This is a genomic window from Sorangium sp. So ce448, assembly GCF_051520915.1.
Lineage (GTDB): Bacteria > Myxococcota_A > Polyangia > Polyangiales > Polyangiaceae > Sorangium > Sorangium cellulosum_B.
Genome location: NZ_CP150343.1, coordinates 1,589,059 through 1,614,843 on the forward strand (window position 1 = coordinate 1,589,059; position 25,785 = coordinate 1,614,843).

The following is a 25,785-nucleotide window of genomic DNA, read 5'->3' on the forward strand; positions in this document are numbered from 1 at the left end:
CGTCTCGGGGCCGTTACCAAAACGCGATAAAGAAGGTGTCTCAGATGCGAACACACGGTAAGAACAGAACAGCGCTGCATTGGGTGATCGTGATGGGAGGCGCGCTGCTCGGCGTGCTCGAGAGCGGCGCGACCGCGATGGCGCAAGCCGAGGGCTACTTCACGAGCTGGCAGGCGTTCGAGCCGACCAACCCCGAGATTGTGCAGAACGGGGGAGACATCGCCGCGGTGGGGTGGGCAGAGCGGGGCGACTACGACGACGTGATCATCAGCAACACCCTGGCCGGGGTCCCCACGGGGCTCGAGACCAGGGGGTGGGGCCTGGCGAAGCTGGACCCTGCGCTCGATTGGATCAGCAGCAACGGCTATGCGCTCGATTACCTGTTGATGGACATCGAGGGGGACACCCAGACGCACTACGATCTGCTCCTCGACAACGTCGACCGCGTTCGAACCGACCCAGACGCGGACATCTCAGGGGCCTATGTCGGCAACTATGGCTACTACCCTGGGATGAGCGTCGATACGTCCGGCGCGTGGCCCTGGAATGTCGGTGAGCAGTACAAGATTGATCGAGAGAACGTCTATTATACGTCAGGCATCAATGTCGCGATGCCGGTGGCGTACAACTCGAGCCAGTCGGCGTTGCATATCGCCTCCTCGATCAGTGGCGTGCCTTATGTCGGCGGAACGGCGCCCACCCAGATCTCCGCGATCTTCTGGCAGGGGCTCGAGACGGTGAGCGTGGCAGCGCGCCACCTTCCAGCTGGTGATTTGTTGATCCCCTACATCGCGGACTTCGTCAACAAGCCCAACTATGGTGTGCCTCAGTCGCAGGTCCTCCTGCCGGCGGACAACGTCGCGCAAGTCCAGCACTACCGGCTCCGCGGAGCGGACGGGTTCAGGACGTGGGAGGTCAACGTCAACCAGTCGGGGGCGACCACCTACTACTATCAGACGTATGGCAACGTCGTCTCCGCGACGCTCGCGTTCACCGCCGACATGGCCGACGCGTGGCAGGCGCTGGACGGCGTGTTCGCGCGGGACGGCGAGCTGCGCACCCTCAACCTGGCGACCAACAAGAACGCCGGCATCGAGTGGTCCGGCGTACAGAGAGGCGGCCGCGTCGATGTGCTGGTGAGCAACATGAACACCACCACGCAGCACGCCGACTGGTCTCCTGTGGCGGCGCTGCCCTCCCAGTCGCCGGACGTCGCTTACCATGACCATGTGCACCTCCAGTATGAGGCCTGCACCATGGACCGCGAGGACTACGAGCAGCACGTCTTTGGCAACGCGATGAACAACCAGGGCGCGAACAGCTGGACTGGGGCGAACCCGGACAAGTTCGCGATCGGCTCGCCGCCGGGAAGCGGGAATGTCTCCGAGCAGAGCATCGTCTCCACGGGCGGCTACAACGGCAAGGTCGCCTGGTCCGCGTTCGATGGTCCGAGCTTCAACAGCACGGACAAGGTCGTCTACTCGGGTCTCCTCTACAATGCCATCTCGGGCGTCACGTTCGAGCCGATCAACGTGGCCGGCGGGAGCCCGACGGGCTACGCCCTCCCTGCCTACCAGGGGCCGACCGTCTCCATGGCCTGGGGGGCGCTCCGCCTTCGCTCTGGCTATGACGGCGGCGATCTCTATCAAGCCGTGAACATCCCCGCCACGATGGGCAAATGGCTGGAGGTGAAGATGGTCGTCAACCCCACCGTGGGCACCGGCCTTGGCTCGCTGTACGTTCGCAACGTGACGGACGGGCAGAAGGGCTTCACGCGCGTCGTCTTCGACAATCTCAATACGACCGGCGTGACCGAGCGGGTGCTTTATGTGCCGCTCGTCCTGGGCGTGAACAGGAACCCCTCCAATTTCAACGGGTTCATCGTGGCGGCCTACGGTGACAGCAACGCCGTGGATGACCTCTCGATGGGGTACTACGTGCCGCAGATGAATGACAATTTCGATCATTATCAGTCTGGCGTCGCCATGGACAGTCAGATCGTTCCGCAGCTCGTGTGGAAGGGGCCGGCCTCCGGCGGGCCGGCGCAGCTCACGGCCTCTGCGCCGTACGGTACGGGCAACACCTCGCCGCTCGCGGTTCGTCCGACGGGGGCGAGCGCGGCCAGCGCCTGGTGGGAGACCGAGCTGACCGACCACGACGCGAGCGACCTGACGGTCTATTCCGGGCAGCTGTACGGCACCACAGGGGTTTACTTTGCTCCTGTCAACACGGCCACCAGCGCGAGCAATGGCCTTACCCCGAACAACTACGTCGGGTTCCTTGTGCAGTTCGAGCAGGGGCAGCTGCGCCTCCGAGGGTCGCGGGACAGCGGTGAGCTGTACAAGGCGACGAACTTCGCGCCGGCTTCGGGTAAGTGGTACGAACTCCAGGTGCAGGTCGACCCGAACCGCGACATCGACGGCGTCGCGGGCGGTGATTTCGGCGCCGCGCGTGTCTGGGTGAAGAACCTGACGGACAATACCGCTCCGGTCCTCGTCGATTTCGACAAGGTGTCCACGACCGGCGTCGTGGAGTCATTGCTGGAGGTGCCGCTGTTCCTGAACGCGACGACCCGGAACCCGTCCAGGTGGAACGGCTGGGAGATCGGCGGTGTCAACTCCGGTGTTCAGGTGGATAACCTGCGCTCGGCGTTGTATCCGTATCTCGATTTCGTTGGCCGAAATCAGTATATCGCCGATTGATGGTCCGTCAGGGCGGCCCGGAGCCCCGTGGGCTCTACCACTACTGCGGGAGGTCGCCCTGAGAAGCGAACCGCCAAGGCGCCGAGGGCGCCAAGAAACCAGGGAAATAGGAGGGGGAATGCCGGGACGGCCCTCCCCCTCTTCTCTTGGCGGCCTCGGCGCCTTGGCGGTATTTTTGCTGATCCGGGGCAACTTCCCGCAGTAGAGCTACGCGCTCCCTCGGGCCCCTCCCTGGCCCGGGCGCCCTCCGCTCAGCCGCTGTCCGAGGAGCTGCTTCGCGCGCTCCGCGCGCTGCAGCTCCTCCTGCCGGACCTCGCTGAAGAAGGAGGCGAGCTCTTGATCACCCTGCTGCTTCGCGTCCTGGATGTACTGGGAGTGGGTCTGCGCGCCCTTGAGCGTATGGTAGAGCACGCTGACCAGGTTGTAGTCCTTGTCCGCGATCACGCTGCTCTCGCTGCGGCCCTCCTGTAGGCCGGAGCCCTGCTGCCCCTGCGCGCCCATTCCCTGCTTCTGCTCGGTCGCCATATCAAACCTCCTCGACTCCCCCCACCGGGGCCGGGCAATGCAAGCGGGAGACCGCGCGGCGGGGAGCCCCTGTGTCGAGGGGTCTGCGCGAGCGGCGCGGTCGCTCCACCCCGCTCGTCGCCTGCTGCAAGAGCAGGCAGACGCCCGCGCAGGATCGCGCCACCCTGCGCGATCGCGCCCCCTCACGCGGAGAAGGCCGCGAGCGCGCTCGACGCAGCCCGCGCCAGGCCATCGCGACAGGCACGGCTCAGCCCGCTGGATACGCCCCTCGGGGCGCCTGCCGGGCTGATCCTGGCGGGCTCACAGGAGGCTCCTCCTCTCCCGCATTCCCCTCGCGACCGCGCGTCGCCAGCGTTGTTCTCTCCGCTCTGTTCGGATCTTCCGGTGTGTCAGCGGCTGCCGAGATTGCCCATCGAGGACACGTGGTGATCGCCCCCACGGCAGCGAGAACTCGGGCGGCTCCAGGCCGGGACGAGCTGATACGCTGCGCCTCACGCACCAGCTCGTCCCTCTGAGCCCCTCACCCCATCCTTCCATGAAATCACGGTCTCACGGCTTTCCTCTCTCCCTTCCCACTCTCGCTCCGGCGCTCGCGTGCGCCGCGCTCGCGGCCGCGGCGTGCGGCACCGACGCCCCCGGGCCGAGCGAGCCGCGGGACACCGGCGTCCATCCGCGGCTCCTCGCGCGCCCGGAGCACCGAGACCTCCTGCGCTCGCGCGTCGATCGCGAGCCCTACGCCTCGATCCTCGCCACCCTGAAGCGCCGCGCCGACCGCCCCTACGATGAGGAGCCCGACCCCGCTTCCTGGGACCACAAGACGAACGGCTACAACGCCTCGACGGCGCAGGCGAATGCCCTCCTCGCCTGGGCCTTCGAGGACCGGGCGGCGGCCGACAAGGCGCGCGAGTTCCTGCGCCGCCTCCAGACCAACTGGGACACGAACACGGTCCTCGACATGAACATCCGGATGGCGAAGATCCTCATGGGGTACACGAACACGTGGGACCTCCTGAGCGCCACGCCGTGGTTCCCCGACGAGGAGTCCGCCGAGGCCGAGAGCAAGATCACCGACATCACCGGTCAGTTTTTCGCCAAGTACCTCGATCACGATTTCTATCGAGATCTCCTGCTGCGCCCCGCGCAGAACAACCACCCGATCCGGACCGCCGACGCGATCGGCTATGTGGCGCTCGCGTTCCCCGAGCACCCGGCGGCCGCGACCTGGTGGAACTGGTCGATCTCGGAGCTCGACTACCTCTGGGGCCCGGGCGGTCAATACGTGCAGCCCGACGGCGGGGCGTCCGAGGGCCCGTATTACTCCGGCTTCGCCTGGGGCCCCACGGCGGCGTTCTTCATCGCCCTCGACAACGCGCTCGAGGGCGAAGTGGCCTTCACCCGCGACTGCCGTACCCGCTCCGACGAGGACCCGTGGGCCGGGCACGGCTGCGTCGACGGCGAGCAGGGCGCGCTGGAGGTCCCGCTGCGCGGCGGGCTCTTCACGAAGGCCGTCGACTGGTCGCTCTCGCTGCGCCTCCCCTGGGGCAGCCGGCCCCCGGTCGACGACGGCGTCTTCACCCCGTTCAACGGGAGCCCGCTGCTCACTTCTTTCGGTGGAGGCGGGGAGTACCTGTGGGACTGGGAGCAGAACCGCGACCCCCAGGCCATGGAGTTCGGAGCCGACCTCATCGCCCATCACCTGCTCTACGTCGACGACGCAGTGGCCCCCGAGGCGCCGCGCTTCCTCACGCGCTTCTTCCCCGACACCGGCCACGCGGTGTTCCGCTCGGACTGGGGCGACGACGCGCGCTGGCTCCTGCTCCTCGCGGAGCACGGCTCGGCGCGCAAGGCGATCCACGACCACGTGGACGGCACGTCGTTCTCGCTCGCGGCCTACGGAGAGTACCTGTTGATCGACGCCGGCTACTACAAGCCCGATGCGCTCGACAACGCCAAGACCAGCCAGTCGCCGTCGCACAACGTGATCCTCATCGACGGCCGATCCGCGCCCGACAAGGGGCTCTTCAACGATTTCGGCGACGCGGACGCCTTCCTCCGGAACACCCACGACGGTGACGCCGTCGACTACGCGGAGGCGCACCAGGACTACCAGGACACTCACGTCGAGCGGTCCGTGGCCTTCATCGACGGCCGCTACTTCGTTGTCGGCGACCGCCTCTCGACGTCGCACGCGGCGGCCCGCGCGCACGCGTGGCGGCTGCACGGCTACGCGGGGCTCACCTCCGGCGGCACCTTCGAGCTGCTTCCCGACGGCGGCCGATGGGAGCGGGCGCGGGCGGGCGTCGAGGCGCGCGTGCAGTCGACGTCGCCGGGGCTCGCCGTCGTGGAGCCGCCGTACACCCCGCTCACGGTGCCCCACGTCCACGAGTTCGAGGAGGACCGCAAGGCCGCCGACCACGCGGTCATCGACGCCACGGTGAAGGCCGAGGCGCCGGGGTTCCTGGCGGTGCTCCTGCCCTACAAGGTCGGCGTGGACGCGGGCCCCGACGCGCCGCTCCAGGCGGCGCCGATCGCGGCGGAGCCCGGGGTCGTCGCGTGGCAGATCGAGAGTGAAGGAGGGACCGACGTCGCGGTGCTGCGGAGCAAGGGAGCCCCGGAGGCGCTGGCGCTGCCCGGGGGGCAGGTCCTCGAGACCGACGCCGAGCTCGTCGTGCTGCGGATCGAGGGCGAGCGGCCGTTCGCGCTGATGGCGAGGGGGACCAGGGTGCTCCTCGACGGGAAACTCCGCGTCACCGCGCCCGACGCCACCGGCCTCGCCGTGGAGGAGTGAGATGCCGCCGAGAGCTCGCCCTCACCTGTCGCGCCGGTCGTCGCGCCTCCGCGCGCTGCTCGTCGCTGCCGCCGCGTGCGCCGCCACGGCCGGCGGGTGCGCGGGGGACCCGGGCGCCGGGCAGCCGGGCAGCTCCGGGGCGGGGTGCATCCCGACGTCGCCGTCGGCCGAGGACGCGTTCGCGCGCGAGCGCGAACCCGACTCCGAGAGCATCACGCTGGCGCGCGCCATCGCCGACCGCTGGATCGCCGAGCACCCGGCGGAGTCGCTGCCGTGGGACTGGGGCGAGGGCACGGTCATGCTCTCGCTTGTCGAGCTGTACCGCGTCACGCAGCACTCCCCGTACCGGGACTACTACCGGCGCTATATCGACCGCCACCTCGAGTACGGCTACGAGATCACGACAAGCGACCGCTGCCCGCCGGCCATGGCCGCGCTCGCGCTCCACGAGGAATCGTGCGCGGCCCCCTATGCGAAGGTCATCGACGACGTGCTCCGCTACCTCTACGAGGAAGCCCGCCGGACGGAGCAGGGCGGCATCAACCACCTCGGCGTGTCGCCGCTGTTCGAGCCCACCCTCTGGGTCGACTCGCTGTTCATGTTCGGCAACGTGCTCGTCCGCGCCGGCGAGCGCTCGGGCGAGGCGCGTCCGCTCGACGAATTCTCGAATCAATTCCAGATCTTCGTGTCGCTCCTCCAGGACGGGCCTGGGCTCTTCCGGCACGCGTACAACTGGGCGGCGCCGCAGGATCCGGACGTGTACTGGGCGCGCGGCAACGCCTGGATCACGGCGGCCGGCTACGAGTACCTCCGCGTGCGCGCGGCGCGCGGCGAGCGCGACGATGCCGTCGGCGGGGCGCTCGAGCGGCAGGTCGCGGCGGTCCTGGGCGCGCAGGACCAGGACAGCGGCCTGTGGTGGACGATCATGAACCGCCCGGGCGAGATCTACCTGGAGACGAGCGCGACGGCCCTCTTCGCCGTCGGGCTCGCGCGCGGGTTGCGCCACGGCTTCCTCGACACCTCGGTGCGCCCCGCGATCGACCGCGCCATGGCCGGCGTGCGCTCCCGCATCGAGGAGGACGGCTCCGGGCGGCCGGTGGTGACCGGCATCTCGGGGCCCACGACGGTGGGAAAGCTCGAGGAGTACGCGGCCGTCGAGCTCCGCGACGACCTCTCGTACGGCGTCGGGGCCGTGGTCCTGGCGCTCGTCGAAACGTCCGGGCTGTAGCGCCGCCGGCGCCACGCTCGCCGTGGCCCCGGCGCGCGACCGCCGCGCTCCTGCGCCGCGGTTGCCTTGCTGCTGCGCTTCGCCTACGCCTCAGCGCGTCCGCCGGCCTTCGCGACGCGATGGCCGGAGCGACGAGAGCGGCGCACCCTGGTGCGTCACGCGCGGGTCAGGCGAACCGGGCTCGCGCGGGCCGCGGCCGTCCCTCTGGATGGCGCAGGCCACCGCCGAGGACCCTCATGTCTGCACTCGTGAAGCTCGACGCGATCACCAAGGTCTACTGGATGGGCGAGGTGGAGGTGCAGGCGCTCCGCGGGGTCTCCCTGGAGCTCTCGCGGGGCGAGATGGTCGCCATCATGGGCGCCTCGGGGTCGGGCAAATCGACGACCCTGAACGTCATCGGCACGCTCGACCGCCCCACCGGCGGCCGTTACCTCCTCGACGACGAGCCGGTCGAGGAGCTCGACGAGGTCGAGCTGGCGCAGCTCCGCAACCGCAAGATCGGGTTCGTCTTCCAGTCGTTCAACCTCCTCCCGCGCGACACCGCCCTCGCGAACGTCGAGCTGCCCATGGTCTACGCCGGCGTCCGGCCGGCCGACCGGCGGGAGCGGGCCGCGCGGGCGCTCGCGCGCGTCGGCCTCGAGGACCGGGCGCACCACCTGCCGAACCAGCTGTCCGGCGGCCAGCAGCAGCGCGTGGCGATCGCCCGCGCGATCGTCAACGAGCCGCCGCTCCTCCTCGCGGACGAGCCGACCGGCGCGCTCGACTCCGCCACCACCGGGCAGGTCATGGAGCTCTTCTGCGCGCTGCACGCGCAGGGGATGACCGTCGTCGTCGTGACCCACGACCGCTCGATCGCCGACTACGCCACCCGCGTCGTCACCTTCAGGGACGGCGCCATCGTCGAGGACACCGGCCATCGCGGCCGGCGCGTGGATGTCCCGCCGCCGGTTCCTGGACCGTCGTCATCGCCTCCTGGACCGTCGTCATCGCCTCCTGGACCGTCGTCGTCCCCTCCCGGAGGCCTCTCGTGAGCGCCCGGCGTAAGCGGCGCCTCTGGCCGTGGCTCGTCGGGGCGCTGGCGCTCGCCGGGGGCGGCGCCGTCGTCCTCGCGAAGGCCGGCGGGGGCCCAGCGCCCATCGACCCCGCGCTCGTCGTGACCGCGAAGCGCGGCGACCTCGCCGTCGAGATCCTCGAGACCGGGCGCATCGAGGCCCGCGAGCAGGTCGAGCTCAAGTCCAAGGTCGCGGGCCAGGTCGCCGAGGTGCTCGCGGACGAGGGCGCCCGGGTCCGGAAGGACCAGCTGCTGCTCGTGCTCGACCCGACCGACTACGAGCGCGAGGTCGCCCGCGCCGAGGCCGAGCTCGCCCGGGCCAGGGCCGCCGCGGGCTTCGCCAAGCGCGTGGTCGCGCAGCGGACCGCCGGCGTCGAGGCCAGCGTCGTCCCCGCGCAGGAGCTCGACGTGGCCAAGCACGACCTCACCGAGAAGACCGTCGCCATCCGGCTCGCCGAGGTCGCGCTCAGCGCCGCCAGGGACCAGCTCCGGTACACGAAGATCGCCTCGCCCCTCGACGGCACCGTCATCCAGCGCAACATCGAGCCCGGCGAGGTCGTCACGCCGGGCGTGCAGTCGACCTTCAACGGCAAGGCCCTGCTCACCGTGGCCGATCTCTCGACGCTCGTGGTCAAGGTGGACCTCAACCAGATCGACGTGGCCAAGGTCGCGCTCGGCCAGACGGCGACCCTGACGCTCGACGCCCTGCCCGGCAAGACGTACGCGGCCAGGGTCACCAAGATCGCGCCCGCCTCGGTGAAGCTCGAGGGCCGCGAGGTCGACGTCTTCCCGGTCGAGGCCGAGCTCACCCAGATCGACGGCCTCATCAAGCCCGGCATGACCGCCGACGTGCGCATCCGGCTCGACAGCAGGCCGGGCGTTGTCTCCCTGCCCATCGAGGCCGTCGCCGACGAGGGCGGCAAGCAGCTCGTCACGCGCGTCGTCGACGGCCCCGACGGCAAGCAGACGACCGAGAAGGTCGAGGTCGCGCTCGGCGCGCGCAACGATCGCGACGTCGAGATCGTGAACGGCGTCCCGGAGGGGGCCCGCGTGCTCATCAACCCGCCCTCGGCGGCCGCGAACGAGACGAAGATGTGAGGTGGTCCGCCTACCTCGCGATCGCCGCGAAGGCCCTCTCGGCGCACAAGCTGCGGTCGCTCCTGACCGTCCTCAGCATCACGCTCGGCGCCTTCGCCATCGTGCTCATGACCTCGCTCGCGGAGGGCGGCCTGCTCACGCTGGGCCGCGGCATCGAGCAGCTCGGCGGGGCGCGGCTCATCCTCGTCGCCCCGAAGGCGCCGGAGCGCGCCGAGCGGAAGAAGTCGATGTACGTCACCGGCTTCACCCGCCGGGATCGCGATCGGCTCGCGCGCGGCGTCCCCCACGTCGCCGAGCACACGATGTACGCCATGCTCGGCTCGCGCGACGTCACCTCCGACGAGGGCAAGGAGGATCGCACCGACTTCATCGCGGCCGACAGCGGCTTCCTCGCCGCCTTCCGGATGCCCGTCGCGCGCGGCCGCACGTTCTCCGACGAGGAGGACCGCCGCCGCGCCCGGGTCTGCGTCGCCGGCCCGAAGCTCGCGGCGCGGCTCTGGCGCGGCGACCCGATCGGCCGGTGGGTGACGGTCGGGGCCCTGCGCTGCCGCGTGATCGGCGTGCTGGCCGACGCCGATCGGATGGGCGTCAACTTCGGCTTCAGCTGGGTCGACCTGCTCGTCGCCCCGCTCGACACGGCGGCGGACGTCGAGAAGGCGGTGAGCACCTCGGCGCTGCTCGTCATCAAGACCGATGACGTCCGCAACAACGACCCTGTGAAGCGCATCGTCAACGCGCTCCTCGTCGACCGCCACCACGGCGTCGACGACTTCACCCTGCTCGATTTCAGCAGCATCATGCAGAAATTCGAGGCCGTGTTCACAGCGATGAAGGCGATCGTCGGCCTCATCGCGGGCGTCGCGCTGCTCATCGGCGGCGTGGGCGTCATGAACATGATGCTCGTGAGCGTGTCCGAGCGCGTGCGCGAGATCGGCATCCGCAAGGCGCTCGGGGCGTCGCCGCGCGACATCAGCGCGCAGTTCCTGGCCGAGGCGGCGCTGCTCTCGGGCTTCGGCGGCCTGCTCGGGGTCGCCGGCGGCGCCGCCGCGGCCGAGCTCGCCTCGGCGGTCATCCGCCGCTTCACGCCGAGCTGGGTCGGCGCGGTCTCGACGCCGGCCGTCGTCGCGGCGCTCCTCGTCTCCTCCGGCGTGGGCGTTGTCTTCGGGTGGCTGCCGGCCCAGCGCGCGGGCCGGCTCGACCCCGTGGCGGCGATGCGGCGATGAGGCTCGACGATCTCCTCCACTCGACGCGCGCCGTGGTCGCCGACCGGACCCGCGCCGCGCTCACGCTGCTCGGCATCATCATCGGCACCGGCTCGATCGTGCTGCTCGCCTCGCTCCTCGCGGGCGGCGAGGAGGCGCTCCTCCGGGCAGGCCAGCAGGCCGTGGAGGCCGACCTCATCCAGGTCCACCCCGCGGAGGTGAGCGTCGACGACCGGCGCCGCACCCGGCGCGATCTCTCGCGGGACGACGCCCGCGCGCTCGCCGCGTCGCGCGCCCTCGGCGGCGCCTCGGCCCTGAGCGAGTCGGTGCGCCCGACCGAGGCCCGCGCCGGCGGCAAGAAGAAGCGGATCTCCCTCGTCAGCGCCGTGCCGGAGGCGCCGGCCCTCTACGACCTGGAGCTCGCGGCGGGCCGGTTCCTCGCCGAGGCGGATCTCGCGGCGCGGCGGCGCGTGTGCGTCGTCGGCCACGAGGTCTGGGCCGAGCTCTTCGGCGGCCCTCCGGCGCGGGCAGCGCAGGCCGAGCCCCTCCACATGACGGCCGACGGCCACGTGTGGACGGTGGTCGGCGTGCTCCAGGACCGGCCGATCCTCGGCTCCACGGACGACACGAACATCTGGAACCGCAAGGTCCTCGTCCCGGAGACCACCTACGACGCGCTCTACGCGCCGTCGCACAGGACCGATCGCCTGTACGTCCGGCAGGATCCGCTCGTCACCGTCCGGACCCCGCTCGCCGCGCTCCGCGGCGTCATCGACGCGACGCTCAAGCGCCGCCACCACGGGGTCAAGAACTTCAGGATCGAGGACAAGGACAGCCACGGCCAGGAGCAGCTCGTCATCGACATCATCAAGATGCTGCTGCTCAGCACCGGCGTTGTCGCGCTGATCGTGGGGGGCATCAACATCATGAACATCATGCTGGTGACCGTCACCGAGCGGACCCGGGAGATCGGCGTCCGCCGCGCGGTCGGCGCCTCGCCGCGCGCGATCCTGCTGCAGTTCCTGTGCGAGGCGGCGGCCGTCTCGCTGCTCGGCGGCGTGCTCGGCGTGCTCTCGGGGCTGGCCCTCTCCTGGCTCGCCAGCGCGCTGCTCGCGCAGATGGTCGGCCGCTGGGCGTTCCAGGTCGAGCCCTGGTCGCTCTTCCTCGGCCTCGGCCTCTCGGTCACGATCGGCGTGGTCTTCGGCTTCTACCCGGCCTGGCGCGCCGCGCGGCTCGACCCGATCGAGGCGCTCCGCTCGGAGTAGCGCTCTCTCTTGGCTCCCTTGCGTCTTGGTGCCGATGCTCCGCGTCCCACCGAGGGGATCAATTAGGCCAGTTGTAATCGTCTACGTACAACGATTGGTAGATGGGATCGCCCGTGGTGACGCATGGCTTGAGGACCACGTTGGTCGGGGTAGCGCTCCCGTTGACGTCGAGGCATTGACCATTGGTCGCGTTCTGCAGTTTGAACGTGCTCGAGCCGGTGGCGGCGCCGACGAGGGTCCACATGAATTCGTTGCCGGTCCCGCAGGCCTTGACCCGCACGTTGGAGGTCGTACCGTCGCGGTAGGCGCATTCCGTGCCCCCATCGGGGTTCCCGTTCCGCAGCCGGAAGGTGCCCGTGCCGAAGGCTTCGAGGTGCCAGCGGGTCGCCGGTTGATCGGCGGGGGAATAGGCGGCTTGCAACTGGGGGTCCGTTCCGGCGGGGCGGCTCAGGATGGCGGGATTCCCGCCGCGCGAGAAGAACACCGCATTGGATGTATACCCGCCGTAGATATGGCCGAACACCAAGGTGGAGCCGATGGTTTGCCCCGATTCCCCCGTGCCGTCACCCCTGCTGCGCACGGTGAACCCTTTCGCGGTTCCGTTGAAGGGGATGAGATCGGCGAGGAAGCGCGCGCCCGAGCTCGTGGTGGGGGCATAGCCGCCCACGCTCGAGCCCACCCAGGAGGGGCTGATGGTGTAGGTCGCGGTGCCGTAGCCGGAGGTCGCCGCCGCGGTCGTCGTCCGGAGGCCCGATGCCCGATGCCTCGCGGTCGTCGTGAACGACGGTCCTCCTCGGCCGCTGCCCGGAGGTTATCGCACGCCTCGTGCCAGGTTCGGCAATGGCCTGGGTCGTCCGGCCATCACGCTCCGTGCGGGAAAGGCACGGCCGAGCTGGAAATGCGGACCGATGCGCCGCTACCTGTCACGCGTTGTACCGTGACAAGTCACGCGTTGCACCGTGACAAGTCACGGACCGCAGCGTGAGGAGCTGAGGCGGCGCGGTCTGCTCGTGGGGCATCAGCATCATGCACATCATGCTGGTGACCGTGACCGAGCGGACCCGGGAGATCGGCGTCCGCCGCGCGGTCGGCGCCTCGCCGCGCGCGATCCTGCCCGGTCCACGCCGGTCAACGCCGGTCAACGCCGGTCAACCGCGGATGAACACCCAGACCGCATCGTCCTGCTGTCGCGCGGCCGCTTTGTAGAACAGCGAGACGTCGACGTGCCGTGTCTTGTGAGGGAAGTGGAACACGAAGCCGAAGGTGGCCTTGAGCTCGCGGTGCTCGACCCCGGCCAGGAAGCGGCCGTGGAACTCTTTCACCCGGCTGCAGGGCGCGATGTCGGTGAAGAAGTTCTTCCCTATCACGTCCTGACGATTCCGGCGCGCCTGACGTTCCTCGTAGAGGTTGTAGGAGAGCACCGTGCCCTCGCGATCCAGCCGGATGATCCCGAAGGGCTGCGCGTCCAGGCCGCGCTCATCCAGGTTGAACACCCCGATATCGAACTCGAACTCACCGCCTGTGGCCTGCTCCTCCGAACCCATCCAAGAACCTCCCGACGTGCGCTGCCCCCCGATAGACGCTCGCCAGGGTAGGGGAAGCCGCGGAGCGAGACAATCCGGCGCGACCGCATCGGGCCGTCGGGCAGGGGAGGGGGGCCACCCGGGGTCGAGCGGTCCTTCCAGCCAACGCGCTCGCCGCGAGCTCGGCTGCGCCTCGCGCGCGGCGCGGCCGAGATCGCGGCGAGCGCTGCATGGATCGAATGAACCGGCGCGGATTCTGCGCGCTCGGCGCAGCAGAAGCGCTGCCCGCGCGAGCGCGGGGGGAGGCGACGCGGGGCACGGCGACGTCGAACGCCTCGATCGCCCCCCGCGAGCTGACGGTACGCGTCATGCATCTGGCCGGAGCGTGACGCCTCGCATGTCGAGCCTGGCGGCGTTGAGTTCTTGAGAACTGGTCTGTCGTGAGTCAGGTCGCAGAGGGAGTTCGATCATGTCCAGCATTCCGACCCGTCATCCGCAGCTCCTCGCCTGGGTCAGCGAGATGGTCGCCTTGTGCAAGCCGGAGTCTGTCCGTACCTGCGACGGCAGCGAGGCAGAGAACACGGAGCTGATCGCGGCCATGCTGAAGAGCGGCACGCTGCTCCGCCTGAATCCGGAGAAGCGGCCCAACAGCTACCTGAGCCGCTCGGACCCGCGGGACGTCGCGCGCGTCGAGTCCCGCACCTTCATCTGCTCGCTGAACCCGAATGACGCCGGGCCCACGAACAACTGGATGGCGCCGGCCGAGATGAAGGCCAAGCTGAACGGGCTGTTCGACGGCTGCATGCGAGGCAGGACCATGTACGTGGTGCCGTTCAGCATGGGGCCCCTCGGCTCGGAGATCGCCCACATCGGCGTGCAGATCACCGATTCGCCCTATGTCGTGGTCAGCATGCGTATCATGACGCGCATGGGGAAGGGGGCCCTCGACGTGCTCGGCGACAGCGGGCGCTTCGTCAAGTGCTTGCATTCGGTCGGCGTGCCCCTGCAGCCCGGGCAGAAGGACGTCGCGTGGCCGTGCAACCCCGAGAACACCTACGTCACGCACTTCCCCGAGGAGCGCACCATCATCTCCTTCGGGAGCGGCTACGGCGGCAACGCGCTGCTCGGGAAGAAGTGTTTTGCTCTGCGCATCGCCTCGGTCATGGGGCGCGACGGGGGGTGGCTCGCCGAGCACATGTTGATCATGGGAGTCGAGGAGCCGAGCGGCGCCAAGACGTACGTTTGCGCGGCGTTCCCGAGCGCGTGCGGCAAGACGAACTTCGCCATGATGGTCCCTCCCGAGGCGCTCTCGGGGTACAAGATCTCGACTGTCGGCGACGACATCGCGTGGCTGAAGCCGGGCCCGGACGGCAAGGTGTACGCCATCAACCCCGAGGCGGGCTTCTTCGGCGTGGCCCCCGGGACGAACGAGGTGACGAACCCCAACGCGATGGCGGCGATCAGCCGTAACACGATCTTCACCAACGTGGCGTTGACGGACGAGGGCGACGTGTGGTGGGAGGGCATGACCAAGACCCCGCCGGCACACCTGATCGACTGGCGCGGGCAGGACTGGACGCCCGACGCGGGGCGCCCCGCTGCCCACCCGAACGCCCGCTTCACCGCGCCGCTCGTGCAGTGCCCGTCGGTGGACCCGCGCTGGGACGACCCCAAGGGGGTGCCGGTGAGCGCGTTCATCTTCGGCGGTCGCATGAGCAAGGAGATGCCGCTCGTGTTCCAGGCGTTCAACTGGAGCCACGGCGTGTACCTCGCGGCCACGATGGGCTCCGAGGCGACCGCCGCCTCCGTGGGTCAGGCGGCGATGCGCCGCGATCCGATGGCGATGCTGCCCTTCTGTGGTTACAACATGGCGGACTACTTCTCGCACTGGCTCAACTTCGGCCGCAAGCTGCCGAACCCGCCGCGCATCTTCCGCGTGAACTGGTTCCGCAAGGACGATCAGGGCCGCTTCGTCTGGCCCGGGTTCGGCCAGAACACGCGCGTGCTGTCGTGGATCCTGGCGCGGGTGCACGGGCAAGGATACGGCGTGGAGAGCCCCCTGGGCTGGATGCCTCGCCACGACGATCTGCCGTGGGAGGGGTTGAGCTTCTCGGAGGATACGTTCTACGATCTGATGGGCATCTCGCGCGACGCGGCGGCGGCGGAGGTCCGTCTGCATGAGGAGCTGTTCGACATGTTCCTGGATCGACTGCCGAAGGAGTTCGTGTTCGAGCGAGAGCTGCTCAAGTCGCGGCTGTGGCGGAGCCCGGCGCGGTGGGAGCTCGCGCACGATCCGACGTGAAGCAACACGATGATCGGGTTGTATGAGGTGCTTGCGAGAGAAGAGCTGCTCCTGCTCTTCACCGTCATCCTGCTCGGGCTGGCGCTTGGCCGGCTGGAGTACCGCGGCTTGCGGCTCGGGATGGCCGGCGTCCTGTTCGCGGGCCTGGGGCTCAGCGCCTGGCTGCACCCTCTGGGAGAGCTGGTGCTGGCGCCGCAGATCAAGGAGCTCGGGCTGCTGCTGTTCGTGTACTGTGTCGGCCTCACCAGCGGTCCCGGCTTCTTCGCCGCGTGGCGCAGCCGCGGTCTGGGGATGAACCTGGCGTGCGCCGCGGCGCTCGCCTGGGGGGCGCTGCTCGCGTGTGTCGCGGGCTGGCTCTTCGGGTTGAACCGCGCGCAGATCGCCGGCCTGTTCTGCGGGGCCCTGACCAATACACCGGCGCTCGGCGCCGTCAGCAGCCGGCTCTCCGGCACCGCGCTCGAGGCGATCCCCGCGCTCGCCTACTCGCTGACCTACCCGGCGGGCGTGCTGGGGGCGCTCCTGCTCGGACGTGGCTTCGCGAAGCGGCGCCGCGACGAGCTCGCCGGCGAGGTCGCGCGGCAAGCCGCGTCGCGCGTCGCGATCGAGTCGAGGAGCGTCGAGGTCACGAACCCCCGCGCGCTGGGACATTCGATCGGGGAGCTGCGCGTGCGCGACGAGTTCGGGGTCGTGGTCTCCCGCCTTCGGCGTGGTGAGGTCGACTCGGTCCCGAACAAGTACACGGTGCTTCACGCGGGGGACGTGATCACGGTGGTCGGCACCCTGGCGTCGATTCAATCCGCCATCGAGTTCTTCGGGAGGGTCGCGAGCGAGCGTCTGGAGCTGCGCCGCGACAGGGTCGACATGCGCCGGGTCCTGGTCTCGAAGCGCGAGTTCGTCGGGCTCACGCTGGGGGAGCTCGACCTCGCGCGTCGTTTCAACGCCCAGGTGACGCGCCTGCGCCGGGCCGACCTCGACCTGATCCCCTCCGACGAGCTCCGCCTGGAGCTGGGGGACCGCCTTCGCGTCGTGGCGCCCGTCGAGCGCCTGGGCGAGCTCAGCCGTTTCCTCGGCGACTCGGAGCGCGAGATCGATGTCGATTACGTCGCGCTGGCGGTGGGCCTCTGCGTCGGCCTGCTGCTGGCGCGGGTGCCCATCCACCTCTTCGGTACGTCCATCACGCTGGGGACCGCCGGAGGGCCGCTCGTGGCCGCGCTCATCTTCGGTCGCCTGGGGCGGACCGGCAAGCTGATGTGGGCGCTGCCGTACGAGGCGAACCTGAGCCTGCGAGAGATCGGACTGCTCCTGTTCCTGGCGGGGGTCGGCGTGAACGCGGGGGGAAAGCTCGCGGGGTTGATGAACCGGGAGGGCCTGGCCATCATCGCGATCGGCGCCTGCGTCACCGTGACGACCAGCGCGCTGGCGTTGGTCCTCATGCGGCGCTGGGGCGGGGCGGGCGTGGTGGCGGCGCTCGGAGGCGCGAGCGGCATGCAGACCCAGCCGGCCACGCTGGCAGCGGCCTTCGAGCTGTCCCAGCGCTCCGAGGAGACGTATGTCGCGTACGCGCTTGTGTATCCGCTGGCGATGATCGGCAAGATCCTCATTGCGCAGCTGCTCGCCGTGCTGGCCTGAGGTCGTCCCTCGACGAGGCGGCGTCAGCGCGCGGCGGACCGGGGCGCGACGTAGGAAGATTCACAGGGAGACGGGGAGTTGAATCCCATTCATCTCCCCGCCTCCCCGCCTCCCTGTTCAATTGTTCTTCTCTAAAAATGCCAACGATCGAGGGGATCTGTCAGCCTCACGTCGTCGCGGCGGCCTCGGCCGTCCCGCCGCCGTCCGCGCTCTCCTCGGGATCTCGCTTCGCGTGGGGGAAGCGGTCCATGCGGCTGAGCACGGGGAAGCCGAGGGCCCACAGCGCGGCGACCACGAGGGTGGCGCTGCCGCCGAGGAGGATGGCGGGCAGCAGGCCGAGCCAGCTGGCGGTGAGGCCGGACTCGAACTCGCCGAGCTCGTTGGAGGCGCCGATGAACACGGCGTTGACCGCGCTCACCCGCCCTCGGATGGAGTCCGGCGTCTCGAACTGCACGAGGATGTGACGGATATAGACGCTCACCATGTCGCCCGCGCCGACGAGGAACAGCGCGATGAGCGCGACGGTGAAGCTCCGGGTCTGCCCGAGGGCGATGGTGGCGAGCCCGAAGACGGCGACGCCGCCGAACATCCAGCGGCCCACCTGGCGCGTGATCGGCCGGAAGGCGAGGACGCCGGCGGTGATCGCGGCGCCTGCGGCCGGCGCCGTGCGGAGCAGGCCGAGGCCGGTCGGGCCGGCGTGGAGCACGTCGCGCGCATACGCGGGCAAAAGCGCGACCGCCCCGCCGAACAGCACAGCGAACAGGTCGAGCGAGATGGCGCCGAGCACCGCCGGCTTCGACCAGACGAAGCGCAGCCCCTCCAGCACCGCGCTCCACGACGTCGGCTCGGCGCGCCTCGCCTGCCGGGTCGCGTGCACGAGGCTCATGAGCACGAGAGAGACGAGGAGCAGCGCCCCGACGATCGAGTACACGATCGTCGACCCGGCCAGGTAAAGGAGCCCGCCGAGCGTCGGCCCGACGATGACCGCGACATGGAAGCTCGATGAGCTGAGCGCGACCGCCTTGCTGAAGCTGTCCTGCGGCACCAGGTTCATCAGGATCGCCTGCTGCGCCGGCATCATGAAGGCGCGCGCGCTGCCGAACAGCACGAGCACCGCGAACACGGGCCACACCACCGTCAGGCCCGACACCGTGAACGCGAGCAGCAGGAGGGAGCAGAGCAGCTCCACGGCGAGGCCGACCGTGATGATGCGGCGCCGGTCGAACCGATCCGCCGCCTGGCCGGCGAAGAGGATCAGCGCGAAGAAGGGCGCGAACTGGGCGAGGCCGATGAGGCCCAGATCGAAGACATCGCCGGTCAGCGCGTAGACCTGCCAGCCGATCGCGACGCTCTGCATCTGCACCGCGACCGCGGAGAGCAGCCTGGCCGCGAGGTAGAACGCGAAGCTCCGGTGGCGCAGCACGCCGAGCCCGGTGAGGTTGTTGGAAGACATCTCGGCGCCTGCGGCGGCCCTGGTGGGGCGTTGTGGACTCTCGCTCATGCACGATGAGCACTAGGGCATGTCGCGACCGAGTCCAGGAGTCGCGCCGCCGTTATCGGCACACGCGGCGTGTGCGATGGGCGATCCGCAATTCGCCATGAACCGCAACATCCGTACCAAGAGCCCCGCGCTCGCGGTGGTCGTCTGGACAGCGCGCCTCGGGCGCGATCGGGCCGGGAGCGCGCCGAGGGTCGTGGCCGCTGCTGCTCCAGCAGCAGCCGGTGGTGCTCGGCTGCGCCGCCACGAGCAATGCCCGTGGCGAGCGCGTCAGCCCTGCGCGAGCCGGGCGAGCGCCTCGCCGGTGAGGCGGTGGACGGTCCACTCGTCCATGGGCTTGGCGCCGAGCTTCCGGTAAAAGCCGAGCGCCGGCTCGTTCCAGTCGAGCACGGACCACTCGAAGCGCCCGCAACCGCGCTCCATCGCGAGCTTCGCGAGGTGCACGAGCAGGGCCTTGCCGTGGCCTCCTCCGCGGTGCTCCGGGAGCACGAAGAGGTCTTCGAGGTAGATCCCCGGTTTGCCGAGGAAGGTGGAGAAGCTCTGGAAGAAGAGGGCGAATCCCACCGGGATCCCCTCCGCTTCGGCCAGGACGACCTCGGCCGCCGGCCTCGGGCCGAAGAGGTGCGCCTCGAGGTCTCGCTCGTCGAAGGTGACCTCGTGCGCGAGCCGCTCGTAGTCCGCGAGCATCCGGATGAGGCGGGCGATGGTGGGGATGTCGGCGGCGGTGGCGGGGCGGATCATGGCGTCTCTCCGGCGGGTCATACCGCATCGTCGCGCCGCGGTGGAGGGAGTAGGCTCCCGCCTGCATGACCACGACGACGCCGCCCTCAGCCGCCGGCCCGCGCTGGCTGTACCTGCACGGCTTCGCCTCGGGCCCGAGCTCGACCAAGGGCGTCCGGATCGCCGCGCACTTCGAGCAGCGCGGGGTGGCCCTCGAGCGGCTCAACCTGCGGGTGCCCTCGTTCGAGCGCTTGCGCCTCGGCGCGATGATCGGCGCCGTGAAGCAGGCGATCGGCGGAGAGCGCGACCGGGCGGTGGTGATGGGATCGAGCCTCGGCGGCCTCACAGCGTGCCGCGTCGCCGAGGAGGACGCGCGGGTGTGCGCGCTGGTGCTGCTCGCGCCTGCGTTCCGGATCATGGAGCGATGGAGGCTTCGCCTGGGCGAGGAGGGCTTCCGGGCGTGGGAGGAGCGCGGGTGGCTCGAGGTCGACGACTACGCGGAGAAGAAGCGCGCCCGGGTGGACTTCGGCTTCGCCGCCGACGCGGCCGAGGTGGATGAGCGCTCCGGGGGCTGGCCGGACGTGCGTGTACCCACGCTGATCGTCCACGGCCGGAGCGACGAGGTGGTGGACATCGAGCTCTCGCGGACGTTCGCCGCAGGGAAGCGGCATGTCCGGCTCATCGAGGTGGACGACGGCCACGAGCTCGTCGCCTCGATCCCGCGCATCCTCCGCGAGGCGGACGAGTTCCTGCGTCACTTCCTCGCCGGCTGACGAACACGCGTTGTCGACAGGACCGCGAATGCTGAGCGTCTGTTCAGCGTATCCAGCGCGATCCGCGAGCTGCGTGAGCCCTGCGTGAACCGCCGGCTGACCGTCCCCTCAACAGCCGACTGGCATTCTATGCGAAAAGAGCACAGCTATCAAGAGCGAAGCGCGCCGCTTACAGATCGTGTGCGACCGGCCGCGGATCGGCCGCGGTCGAGCGATCGGAGGAGCGAATGGCGACAGCGACGGCCACCGGGTGCACCGCGCCCGTCAACGACATCGAGATGTACTACGAGCTCCGCGGCGAAGGGCCGCCGCTCGTGCTGCTCCACGGCTTCACCGGGGCAGGCGGGGACTGGGCTCACGTGTTCGACCTCGCGGAGCTCGGGTGTGGACACACGGTCATCACCCCGGATCTGCGCGGCCACGGCCGCTCGACCAACCCGGCGGGCTCCCTGACGATCCGTCAGTGCGCCTCCGACGTGTTCGCCCTCCTCGACCACCTGGGGGTGAAGGCGTTCCGGGCCATCGGCCTCAGCTTCGGCGCCAAGTGCCTCCTGCACCTGGCCACGCAGCAGCCGGACCGCGTCGCGTCGATGGTCCTCGTGTCCGCGACACCGTACTTCCCCGAGCAGGCCAGGGCGATCATGCGCCTCGTCTCCGACGAGGGCCGCTCGGAGGAGGAGTGGCGGGACATGAGGAGCCGCCACGCGCTCGGCGACGCGCAGATCCGAGCGCTGTGGAATCAGCCGCGCCGCTTCGCGGCCAGCCACGACGACATGAGCTTCACGCCCCCCCACCTGTCGACAATCACGGCGCGCACGATGATCGTGAGCGGCGACCGCGATCCCCTCTACCCGGCCGAGCTCGCCCTGGAGCTGTACCGCGCCATCCCGCGCTCCTGCCTGTGGACCCTGCCGAACGCCGGACACGGCCCCATCTTCGGCGAGTGGAAGGAGCCGTTCGCCCGCGCCGCGCTGGCGTTCCTGCGCGATGATCCGGGCGAACTGCAAATGACCCGGCCATAACGAGGGAGACGCGCGGCGCGAGGCGTCACTGCGCGCCCTCGGCGCGCTCCTCCACCGGCGCTTGCGCGCCGAGCTTCGGAAGCCGGACGCTCAGCGTCTTCATCTCTCCCGGCTCCACGTTGACCATCAGCGTCCTGGAGGCATGCCCGGGGGCGGACAGCACGAGGCGGTGTCCCTCGCCCACCGTGAGCCCCTCGATCCTGGTGCGATTGCCCTTCCAGAGCTTCCCGTCGACGACGACGTTGGCCGGCGGATCGACCCAGAGCACCACCGTCGCCGTGAGCCTGTCCAGCTCGGCCACGATCTCCTTGAAGCGCGCCTCGTCGCTCAGCTTCACGGCCGTGCGGTACGGCTTGTATCCGTCTCTCGTGAGCTTGACGTGGAGCTCACGCCCGAGCGGAAGCCCGTTGAGCTTGGCCGGCGTGGCGACCGGGTGACGCTCGCCGTTCACCCAGAGGGTGCAGCCCTCGGGCTTGCTCGTGATCTCCAGCGATCCCTTCGCCTCGACCGGCGCGGGCGGCTCCTGACGGCTCGCCTGGGCGTCGTGGACCATCGTCATGAACTCGGCGTGCCGCTCCGAGAGCTGGCCCTGCATGTAGAGGAACCCAGGCACGAGCGCGAGCGCGCTGGCGGCCGGGATGAACGCCGCAACACCTCCCTTGCCCGCGAGCGGCGGCGGGCTGCTCAAGGTCGCCGGGCTCGTGCTCGTCGGGACGCCGCTCTGGGAGACGGTCGCGCCGCCGCTCATCTCCAGGGACCAGCGCTGCTGCTGCGCCGCGATCACGTCGATGAGCTGCCTGACGCCGAGGAGCGCCTCCTTGTGGCGAGCGAGCTTGTCCCGGAAGAGCGACTCCATCCATGCCGTGAGCCCCATCGGCGAGGCGGGGATGCGCTCGTCGCGGATGAGCTCCTCGATCGCGGCGTGCATCTCGCGGGCAGACTGGTAGCGATCCTCGCGCCGCTTCTCGAGCGCGCGCAGGACGATCTTCTCCAGCCCCTTCGGGTAGCCAGGCTTGATCGCGCTCGGGAGGGGATACTCCGAGCCGTGGATCTGGAGGAGCGTCCGCATCTGGGTGCCGCCCTTGAACAGGCGTCTACCGGTCGTCATCTCGAACAGGACGACGCCGGCGGCGAAGATGTCCGCGCGATGGTCGATGCGATCGCCCGCCACGTGCTCCGGGGCCATGTAGGCGAACTTGCCCATCAGCACGTTCTCTTTCTGCTCTTCGACGTCGCCGAGCTCGCTCCGCGCGATGCCGAAGTCGACGATCTTCACGTCGCCCGTGTAGCTCACGACCACATTGCGGGGCGAGATGTCCCTGTGGACGATGCCGAGCGGCGTACCGTCGAGACCGCGCTTGTCGTGGACGTACGCGAGCCCCGCGCAGACACCGAGGATGATGCTGAGCGCGTGCTCGAGCGGGATCCCTCCCGGGTCGCGCTCCGCCGCCTCGCGCACGATCGAGCCGACATCCTCACCGTGGATGTGCTCCATCGCGATGAAATACGTCCTGTCCACCTGCCCGGCGTCGAACGTCTGGACGACGTTGGGATGCGAGAGCGTCGCCGCGATGCGCGCCTCGTGGAGCAGCATGTCGATGAGCGACGGATCCTGGTTCATCGAGGGCAGGATGCGCTTGATGACCACGAGCTTCTCGAAGCCGAAGGACGAGCGATGCAGCGCGAGGAAGATCTCCGCCATGCCCCCCGTCGAGAGCTTCGACAGGAGCGTGTATTTGCCGAACTGTTTCGGCAAGAGCTCAGGTGCGTTTCCGGTCGCGCTCGGCGGCGCGCCGCCCGCGGCCAACGCGGTACGCTCTTGCATGAGACATTCTCCTGGTTCCAGTGGACGCTGCTGCAAGGCCAGCGCAAAGGGGCCTCGCAAGGAGCGCTCTCAGGCGAGTCTTACCATGGAGCGGTCATGAGATGTCAGCTTATTTGAGCGCGTCCGCCTGAAACCGTGGAGCGCTGGGCAGCGCGCAAAGCACTCTGCGGAAACATGAGCGATACACGTTCGTTCCGATGCTCGGGTAATGTCTCCCTCCTCGCCCATGGAGAGAGAACAATGGCCCAGGTTTCCTCTGAGCTCCTGGCACCGACCCGCCGGTTGACGCGCCTGTACGTCAGCGCGTTAGGCGCCGTGGCGCTCTTGTCGGTCGTGGCGCAGCTCCTCGTGCAGCACGCGTTGAACCAGCAGACGAGCGACGCGCACGTCGTCAACGTGGCCGGGCGCCAGCGAATGCTCAGCCAGCGGCTCAGCAAGGCCGCGCTCACGTTCCAGGTGACGACCGACCCCGCCGAGCGCAAGGGCCGCGCCGACGAGCTGGCGCAGGTGATGGCGCTCTGGGAGCGGTCGCATCGCGCGCTCCAGAACGGCGATCCGGCGATGGGCTTGCCGGGGAAGAACACGCCGGAGGTGACCCGCATGTTCCAGGCGATCGAGCCGCTGCACCAGAGCATGCTCCGGGACGGGAAGGATCTGCTCGCCGCGGTCGGCGCCGGCGGGGAAAAGCCGGTGGAGGCGGCCGCCATCCAGCCGATCGTCGCTGCGATCCTCGCCGCGGAGCCGGGCTTCCTGAGCGGGATGGACCGTGTCGTCTCTCGGTATGCTCACGAGGCGACCGCGCGGATCGAGCGGCTCCGCCTCGTCGAGCTGATCCTGCTGTGTGTGACCCTGGGGGTCCTCTTCCTCGAAGGGCTCTACATCTTCCGCCCGGCGGTGCGCGAGATCCGGAGGACGATCAGCCACCTGGTCCAGGCCAGGGGGCACCTCGACAACACGGTTCAAGCGCTCCGGGCGATCGCTGGTATCGGACAGCCGTGATGCACATCGGCTCTCCGTGACCGTCTGTCCGACCCCCGGCGCCGCCGAGCGGCGATCAGAGGGTGAAGGTGGCGGTCACAGCCAGCCGCAGCCGCCATCGAAGTCGAGGGGGGGCGTGGGCTCCGTGGACGACTGCGATGCACGACAGGCATCCTCGATGTTCTGTCGCAACATCAACATCAGGTTGTTGTCGTCCTGGATGTCGGTGTCCGGGTACTTCCCGAGCCACGCCCCGATCGGCGGCTTCATCATCTCGATGACCCCGAGCGAGCGCCGGCAGTCGCCCGCCTGGTAGAAGTCGAGCGCGCCGCGCAGCGCCAGGTACATGTTCAGCATCATGTACGGCTTGCCCGAGCCGCCGTCGGAGATGTTCCACCACCTCGAGTCGGGGTTCTGCCCGGGAGGCAGCGCGTTGAGCAGCGTGGTGTCGACGTCCTGCCCGGCTCCGTCCTTCGCCGAGGTCCAGCCTGCCGTCACCTGGAAGGCCGCCTTGTCCGGCCCGATGTCGTCGGCGAGGGACGCGTCGGCGAGGAGCTCCACGAACAGACCACCACCGCCCCCGCGGCGGCTGCCGCCCACGTCGGTCGCGCCGTCGCGCTGGCCGATGAACAGCGCCGGCATCTCCAGGGCCGCCCCCGCGGCGCTGGCGGTCGCCCGCTTCGTCCCGTAGATGCGCCCCACCTTGTAGCCGGGGGACGGGATCACCTCCAGGCTGAAGTCCGTTGCCAGCGGGAAGAGCGTGGTCTTCCCCTCCTCCGAGAGCAAACCGCCGAGGTCGCCCGGGCTCAGCGCGTAGGCGTACGTGCCCGCGCCCATCGAGCCCAGCGCCGACGGGATCTTCACAAGGAAGCTCTCACCCACGCCGATCACGCCGAACGCCGTGCCCTTCTCCACAAGCGCCTCGCCCAGACCGAGGATGCGGTCGGGGTCGGTGATACCGCTTGTCGCGTGCCCGCTCGTGAGCAGGAGCACGCGGTGCGCGCCCTCGAAGCCGGCCGCGTCGCCCTCCTCGAACGCGTTCTCGGCGGCGGCGATCCCCTCGTAGAGGCCGACGAGCTCGCCGGCGCCGGCGCCGAGGCGCTCGTCGGCGACGAGGCGCGTGAGCTCCGCCGACCCCGGCGCTGCGAGGAAGGCGCGGCGCTCGACCCTCTCGCCATAGCGGATGACGCTGACGCGGTCCTCGGGACGGAGGCTTTCGAGCAGCCCTCCCATCCCCGCGTCCAGCGCGCTCTCATCGATCTCGGCGAAGCGGCTGTTCTCGACGGCGATCGCCAGGTGAACCGGAGGCCTGTCCAGCGTCGAAGGGGCGACCCCGGTGTTCATCGCGACGAAGGCCATTGTCCAGTTCCCCCCGTTGAAGCGCGGCGCCACGGCGAGGAACGGGTGAACGCAGACGTCCTTGCCGCAGTCGGCGTCGGGCAGGTCGATCGCGTGCTCGGCGAAGAACCCGACCGGATCCAGCGTGTCGAGCGTGGGCACCTTCCCCGCCTTCACGATCGCGCGGAACTGGGAGATGTCCTGCGCCCCGCCCTGGGCCACGTTGACCGAGCCTGCGGGGACGCCGCTGCCCTCGCCGACGTTGTCGGTGGAGCAACCGACGGCGGCGGCGCAGAGACCGAGTGAGACAAGCTTCAT

The 25,785-nt window shown here is 69.7% G+C and carries 19 protein-coding genes and 1 pseudogene; 13 read left to right on the plus strand and 7 right to left on the minus strand.

Features of this window, described 5'->3' with window-relative positions; all coding sequences use genetic code 11:
• Window positions 1-44 precede the first annotated feature (44 nt).
• Window positions 45-2,702 carry a hypothetical protein gene (locus WMF45_RS05900; RefSeq protein WP_437715965.1) on the plus strand — a complete coding sequence of 886 codons (2,658 nt, stop codon included), beginning with the start codon at window positions 45-47 and terminating at the stop codon, window positions 2,700-2,702.
• A gap of 207 nt (window positions 2,703-2,909) precedes the next feature.
• Here WMF45_RS05900 and WMF45_RS05905 read toward each other — a convergent pair whose 3' ends face one another.
• Complete coding sequence (locus WMF45_RS05905) at window positions 2,910-3,227, minus strand: hypothetical protein (RefSeq protein WP_437715966.1); 318 nt, start codon at window positions 3,225-3,227, stop codon at window positions 2,910-2,912.
• 535 nt (window positions 3,228-3,762) lie between these two features.
• On the opposite strand from WMF45_RS05905, the gene WMF45_RS05910 reads away from it, so the two are divergent.
• The 6 genes from WMF45_RS05910 (at window position 3,763) to WMF45_RS05935 (ending at window position 11,859) form a co-directional block, all read left to right on the plus strand.
• The gene (locus WMF45_RS05910) at window positions 3,763-6,015 is read left to right on the plus strand and encodes a heparinase II/III domain-containing protein (RefSeq protein WP_437715967.1); all 2,253 of its coding nucleotides are present in this window, start codon (window positions 3,763-3,765) and stop codon (window positions 6,013-6,015) included.
• A gap of 1 nt (window position 6,016) precedes the next feature.
• Window positions 6,017-7,243: a glycoside hydrolase family 88/105 protein gene (locus WMF45_RS05915; protein WP_437715968.1), complete on the plus strand. Its 1,227-nt coding sequence runs from the start codon at window positions 6,017-6,019 to the stop codon at window positions 7,241-7,243.
• A 236-nt stretch (window positions 7,244-7,479) separates the two neighbouring features.
• Window positions 7,480-8,274, plus strand: a complete 795-nt coding sequence (locus WMF45_RS05920) for an ABC transporter ATP-binding protein (RefSeq protein ID WP_437715969.1) — start codon at window positions 7,480-7,482, stop codon at window positions 8,272-8,274.
• Entirely contained in the window at window positions 8,271-9,392 is a 1,122-nt protein-coding gene (locus WMF45_RS05925) for an efflux RND transporter periplasmic adaptor subunit (RefSeq protein ID WP_437715970.1), read from the plus strand. Before WMF45_RS05920 ends, WMF45_RS05925 begins: the two co-directional genes overlap by 4 nt.
• Window positions 9,389-10,615 carry an ABC transporter permease gene (locus tag WMF45_RS05930; RefSeq protein WP_437715971.1) on the plus strand — a complete coding sequence of 409 codons (1,227 nt, stop codon included), beginning with the start codon at window positions 9,389-9,391 and terminating at the stop codon, window positions 10,613-10,615. Before WMF45_RS05925 ends, WMF45_RS05930 begins: the two co-directional genes overlap by 4 nt.
• Complete coding sequence (locus tag WMF45_RS05935; protein WP_437715972.1) at window positions 10,612-11,859, plus strand: ABC transporter permease; 1,248 nt, start codon at window positions 10,612-10,614, stop codon at window positions 11,857-11,859. The genes WMF45_RS05930 and WMF45_RS05935 overlap by 4 nt, the downstream gene beginning before the upstream one ends.
• A gap of 58 nt (window positions 11,860-11,917) precedes the next feature.
• On the opposite strand, the gene WMF45_RS05940 is transcribed toward WMF45_RS05935, so the two are convergent.
• The gene (locus WMF45_RS05940) at window positions 11,918-12,526 is read right to left on the minus strand and encodes an RICIN domain-containing protein (protein ID WP_437715973.1); all 609 of its coding nucleotides are present in this window, start codon (window positions 12,524-12,526) and stop codon (window positions 11,918-11,920) included.
• A 347-nt stretch (window positions 12,527-12,873) separates the two neighbouring features.
• Between WMF45_RS05940 and WMF45_RS05945 the strand changes: the two are divergent.
• Window positions 12,874-12,972 (plus strand): annotated as a pseudogene (locus WMF45_RS05945) (FtsX-like permease family protein); the annotation flags it as partial.
• A gap of 35 nt (window positions 12,973-13,007) precedes the next feature.
• Here WMF45_RS05945 and WMF45_RS05950 read toward each other — a convergent pair.
• Window positions 13,008-13,403 carry a PAS domain-containing protein gene (locus tag WMF45_RS05950; protein ID WP_437715974.1) on the minus strand — a complete coding sequence of 132 codons (396 nt, stop codon included), beginning with the start codon at window positions 13,401-13,403 and terminating at the stop codon, window positions 13,008-13,010.
• Window positions 13,404-13,851: 448 nt separating this feature from the next.
• On the opposite strand from WMF45_RS05950, the gene WMF45_RS05955 reads away from it, so the two are divergent.
• Both WMF45_RS05955 and WMF45_RS05960 read left to right on the plus strand, forming a co-directional pair.
• Window positions 13,852-15,684: a phosphoenolpyruvate carboxykinase (GTP) gene (locus tag WMF45_RS05955; RefSeq protein ID WP_437715975.1), complete on the plus strand. Its 1,833-nt coding sequence runs from the start codon at window positions 13,852-13,854 to the stop codon at window positions 15,682-15,684.
• Between the two features lie 9 nt (window positions 15,685-15,693).
• Window positions 15,694-17,313 carry an aspartate:alanine exchanger family transporter gene (locus WMF45_RS05960; RefSeq protein ID WP_437715976.1) on the plus strand — a complete coding sequence of 540 codons (1,620 nt, stop codon included), beginning with the start codon at window positions 15,694-15,696 and terminating at the stop codon, window positions 17,311-17,313.
• A gap of 166 nt (window positions 17,314-17,479) precedes the next feature.
• Here WMF45_RS05960 and WMF45_RS05965 read toward each other — a convergent pair whose 3' ends face one another.
• A complete protein-coding gene (locus WMF45_RS05965) occupies window positions 17,480-18,766 on the minus strand; it encodes an MFS transporter (RefSeq protein ID WP_437719497.1) in 1,287 nt (428 codons plus the stop codon).
• Between the two features lie 315 nt (window positions 18,767-19,081).
• On the minus strand, window positions 19,082-19,552 hold the full coding sequence (locus tag WMF45_RS05970) for an N-acetyltransferase family protein (RefSeq protein WP_437715977.1): 471 nt from the start codon (window positions 19,550-19,552) through the stop codon (window positions 19,082-19,084).
• 65 nt (window positions 19,553-19,617) lie between these two features.
• Between WMF45_RS05970 and WMF45_RS05975 the strand changes: the two genes are divergently transcribed.
• Both WMF45_RS05975 and WMF45_RS05980 read left to right on the plus strand, forming a co-directional pair.
• Window positions 19,618-20,304, plus strand: coding sequence for a YqiA/YcfP family alpha/beta fold hydrolase (locus WMF45_RS05975; RefSeq protein ID WP_437715978.1), 687 nt, complete (start codon window positions 19,618-19,620; stop codon window positions 20,302-20,304).
• A 227-nt stretch (window positions 20,305-20,531) separates the two neighbouring features.
• Entirely contained in the window at window positions 20,532-21,326 is a 795-nt protein-coding gene (locus WMF45_RS05980; RefSeq protein ID WP_437715979.1) for an alpha/beta fold hydrolase, read from the plus strand.
• A gap of 25 nt (window positions 21,327-21,351) precedes the next feature.
• On the opposite strand, the gene WMF45_RS05985 is transcribed toward WMF45_RS05980, so the two are convergent.
• The gene (locus WMF45_RS05985; RefSeq protein WP_437715980.1) at window positions 21,352-23,151 is read right to left on the minus strand and encodes a serine/threonine protein kinase; all 1,800 of its coding nucleotides are present in this window, start codon (window positions 23,149-23,151) and stop codon (window positions 21,352-21,354) included.
• Between the two features lie 315 nt (window positions 23,152-23,466).
• Here WMF45_RS05985 and WMF45_RS05990 point away from each other — a divergent pair, with 315 nt between their 5' ends.
• Window positions 23,467-24,150 (plus strand): type IV pili methyl-accepting chemotaxis transducer N-terminal domain-containing protein, encoded by a 684-nt coding sequence (locus WMF45_RS05990; RefSeq protein WP_437715981.1) that lies wholly within the window; start codon window positions 23,467-23,469, stop codon window positions 24,148-24,150.
• Window positions 24,151-24,225: 75 nt separating this feature from the next.
• On the opposite strand, the gene WMF45_RS05995 is transcribed toward WMF45_RS05990, so the two are convergent.
• A complete protein-coding gene (locus tag WMF45_RS05995) occupies window positions 24,226-25,785 on the minus strand; it encodes a hypothetical protein (RefSeq protein WP_437715982.1) in 1,560 nt (519 codons plus the stop codon).

Excerpts from the sequence above, each read along its gene's own strand:
- WMF45_RS05900 (WP_437715965.1), top strand. The coding sequence starts at position 45 with ATGCGAACACACGGTAAGAACAGAACAGCGCTGCATTGGGTGATCGTG.
- WMF45_RS05905 (WP_437715966.1), bottom strand. The coding sequence starts at position 3,227 with ATGGCGACCGAGCAGAAGCAGGGAATGGGCGCGCAGGGGCAGCAGGGC.
- WMF45_RS05910 (WP_437715967.1), top strand. The coding sequence starts at position 3,763 with ATGAAATCACGGTCTCACGGCTTTCCTCTCTCCCTTCCCACTCTCGCT.
- WMF45_RS05915 (WP_437715968.1), top strand. The coding sequence starts at position 6,017 with ATGCCGCCGAGAGCTCGCCCTCACCTGTCGCGCCGGTCGTCGCGCCTC.
- WMF45_RS05920 (WP_437715969.1), top strand. The coding sequence starts at position 7,480 with ATGTCTGCACTCGTGAAGCTCGACGCGATCACCAAGGTCTACTGGATG.
- WMF45_RS05935 (WP_437715972.1), top strand. The coding sequence starts at position 10,612 with ATGAGGCTCGACGATCTCCTCCACTCGACGCGCGCCGTGGTCGCCGAC.
- WMF45_RS05950 (WP_437715974.1), bottom strand. The coding sequence starts at position 13,403 with ATGGGTTCGGAGGAGCAGGCCACAGGCGGTGAGTTCGAGTTCGATATC.
- WMF45_RS05955 (WP_437715975.1), top strand. The coding sequence starts at position 13,852 with ATGTCCAGCATTCCGACCCGTCATCCGCAGCTCCTCGCCTGGGTCAGC.
- WMF45_RS05960 (WP_437715976.1), top strand. The coding sequence starts at position 15,694 with ATGATCGGGTTGTATGAGGTGCTTGCGAGAGAAGAGCTGCTCCTGCTC.
- WMF45_RS05965 (WP_437719497.1), bottom strand. The coding sequence starts at position 18,766 with ATGTCTTCCAACAACCTCACCGGGCTCGGCGTGCTGCGCCACCGGAGC.
- WMF45_RS05970 (WP_437715977.1), bottom strand. The coding sequence starts at position 19,552 with ATGATCCGCCCCGCCACCGCCGCCGACATCCCCACCATCGCCCGCCTC.
- WMF45_RS05975 (WP_437715978.1), top strand. The coding sequence starts at position 19,618 with ATGACCACGACGACGCCGCCCTCAGCCGCCGGCCCGCGCTGGCTGTAC.
- WMF45_RS05980 (WP_437715979.1), top strand. The coding sequence starts at position 20,532 with ATGGCGACAGCGACGGCCACCGGGTGCACCGCGCCCGTCAACGACATC.
- WMF45_RS05985 (WP_437715980.1), bottom strand. The coding sequence starts at position 23,151 with ATGCAAGAGCGTACCGCGTTGGCCGCGGGCGGCGCGCCGCCGAGCGCG.
- WMF45_RS05995 (WP_437715982.1), bottom strand. The coding sequence starts at position 25,785 with ATGAAGCTTGTCTCACTCGGTCTCTGCGCCGCCGCCGTCGGTTGCTCC.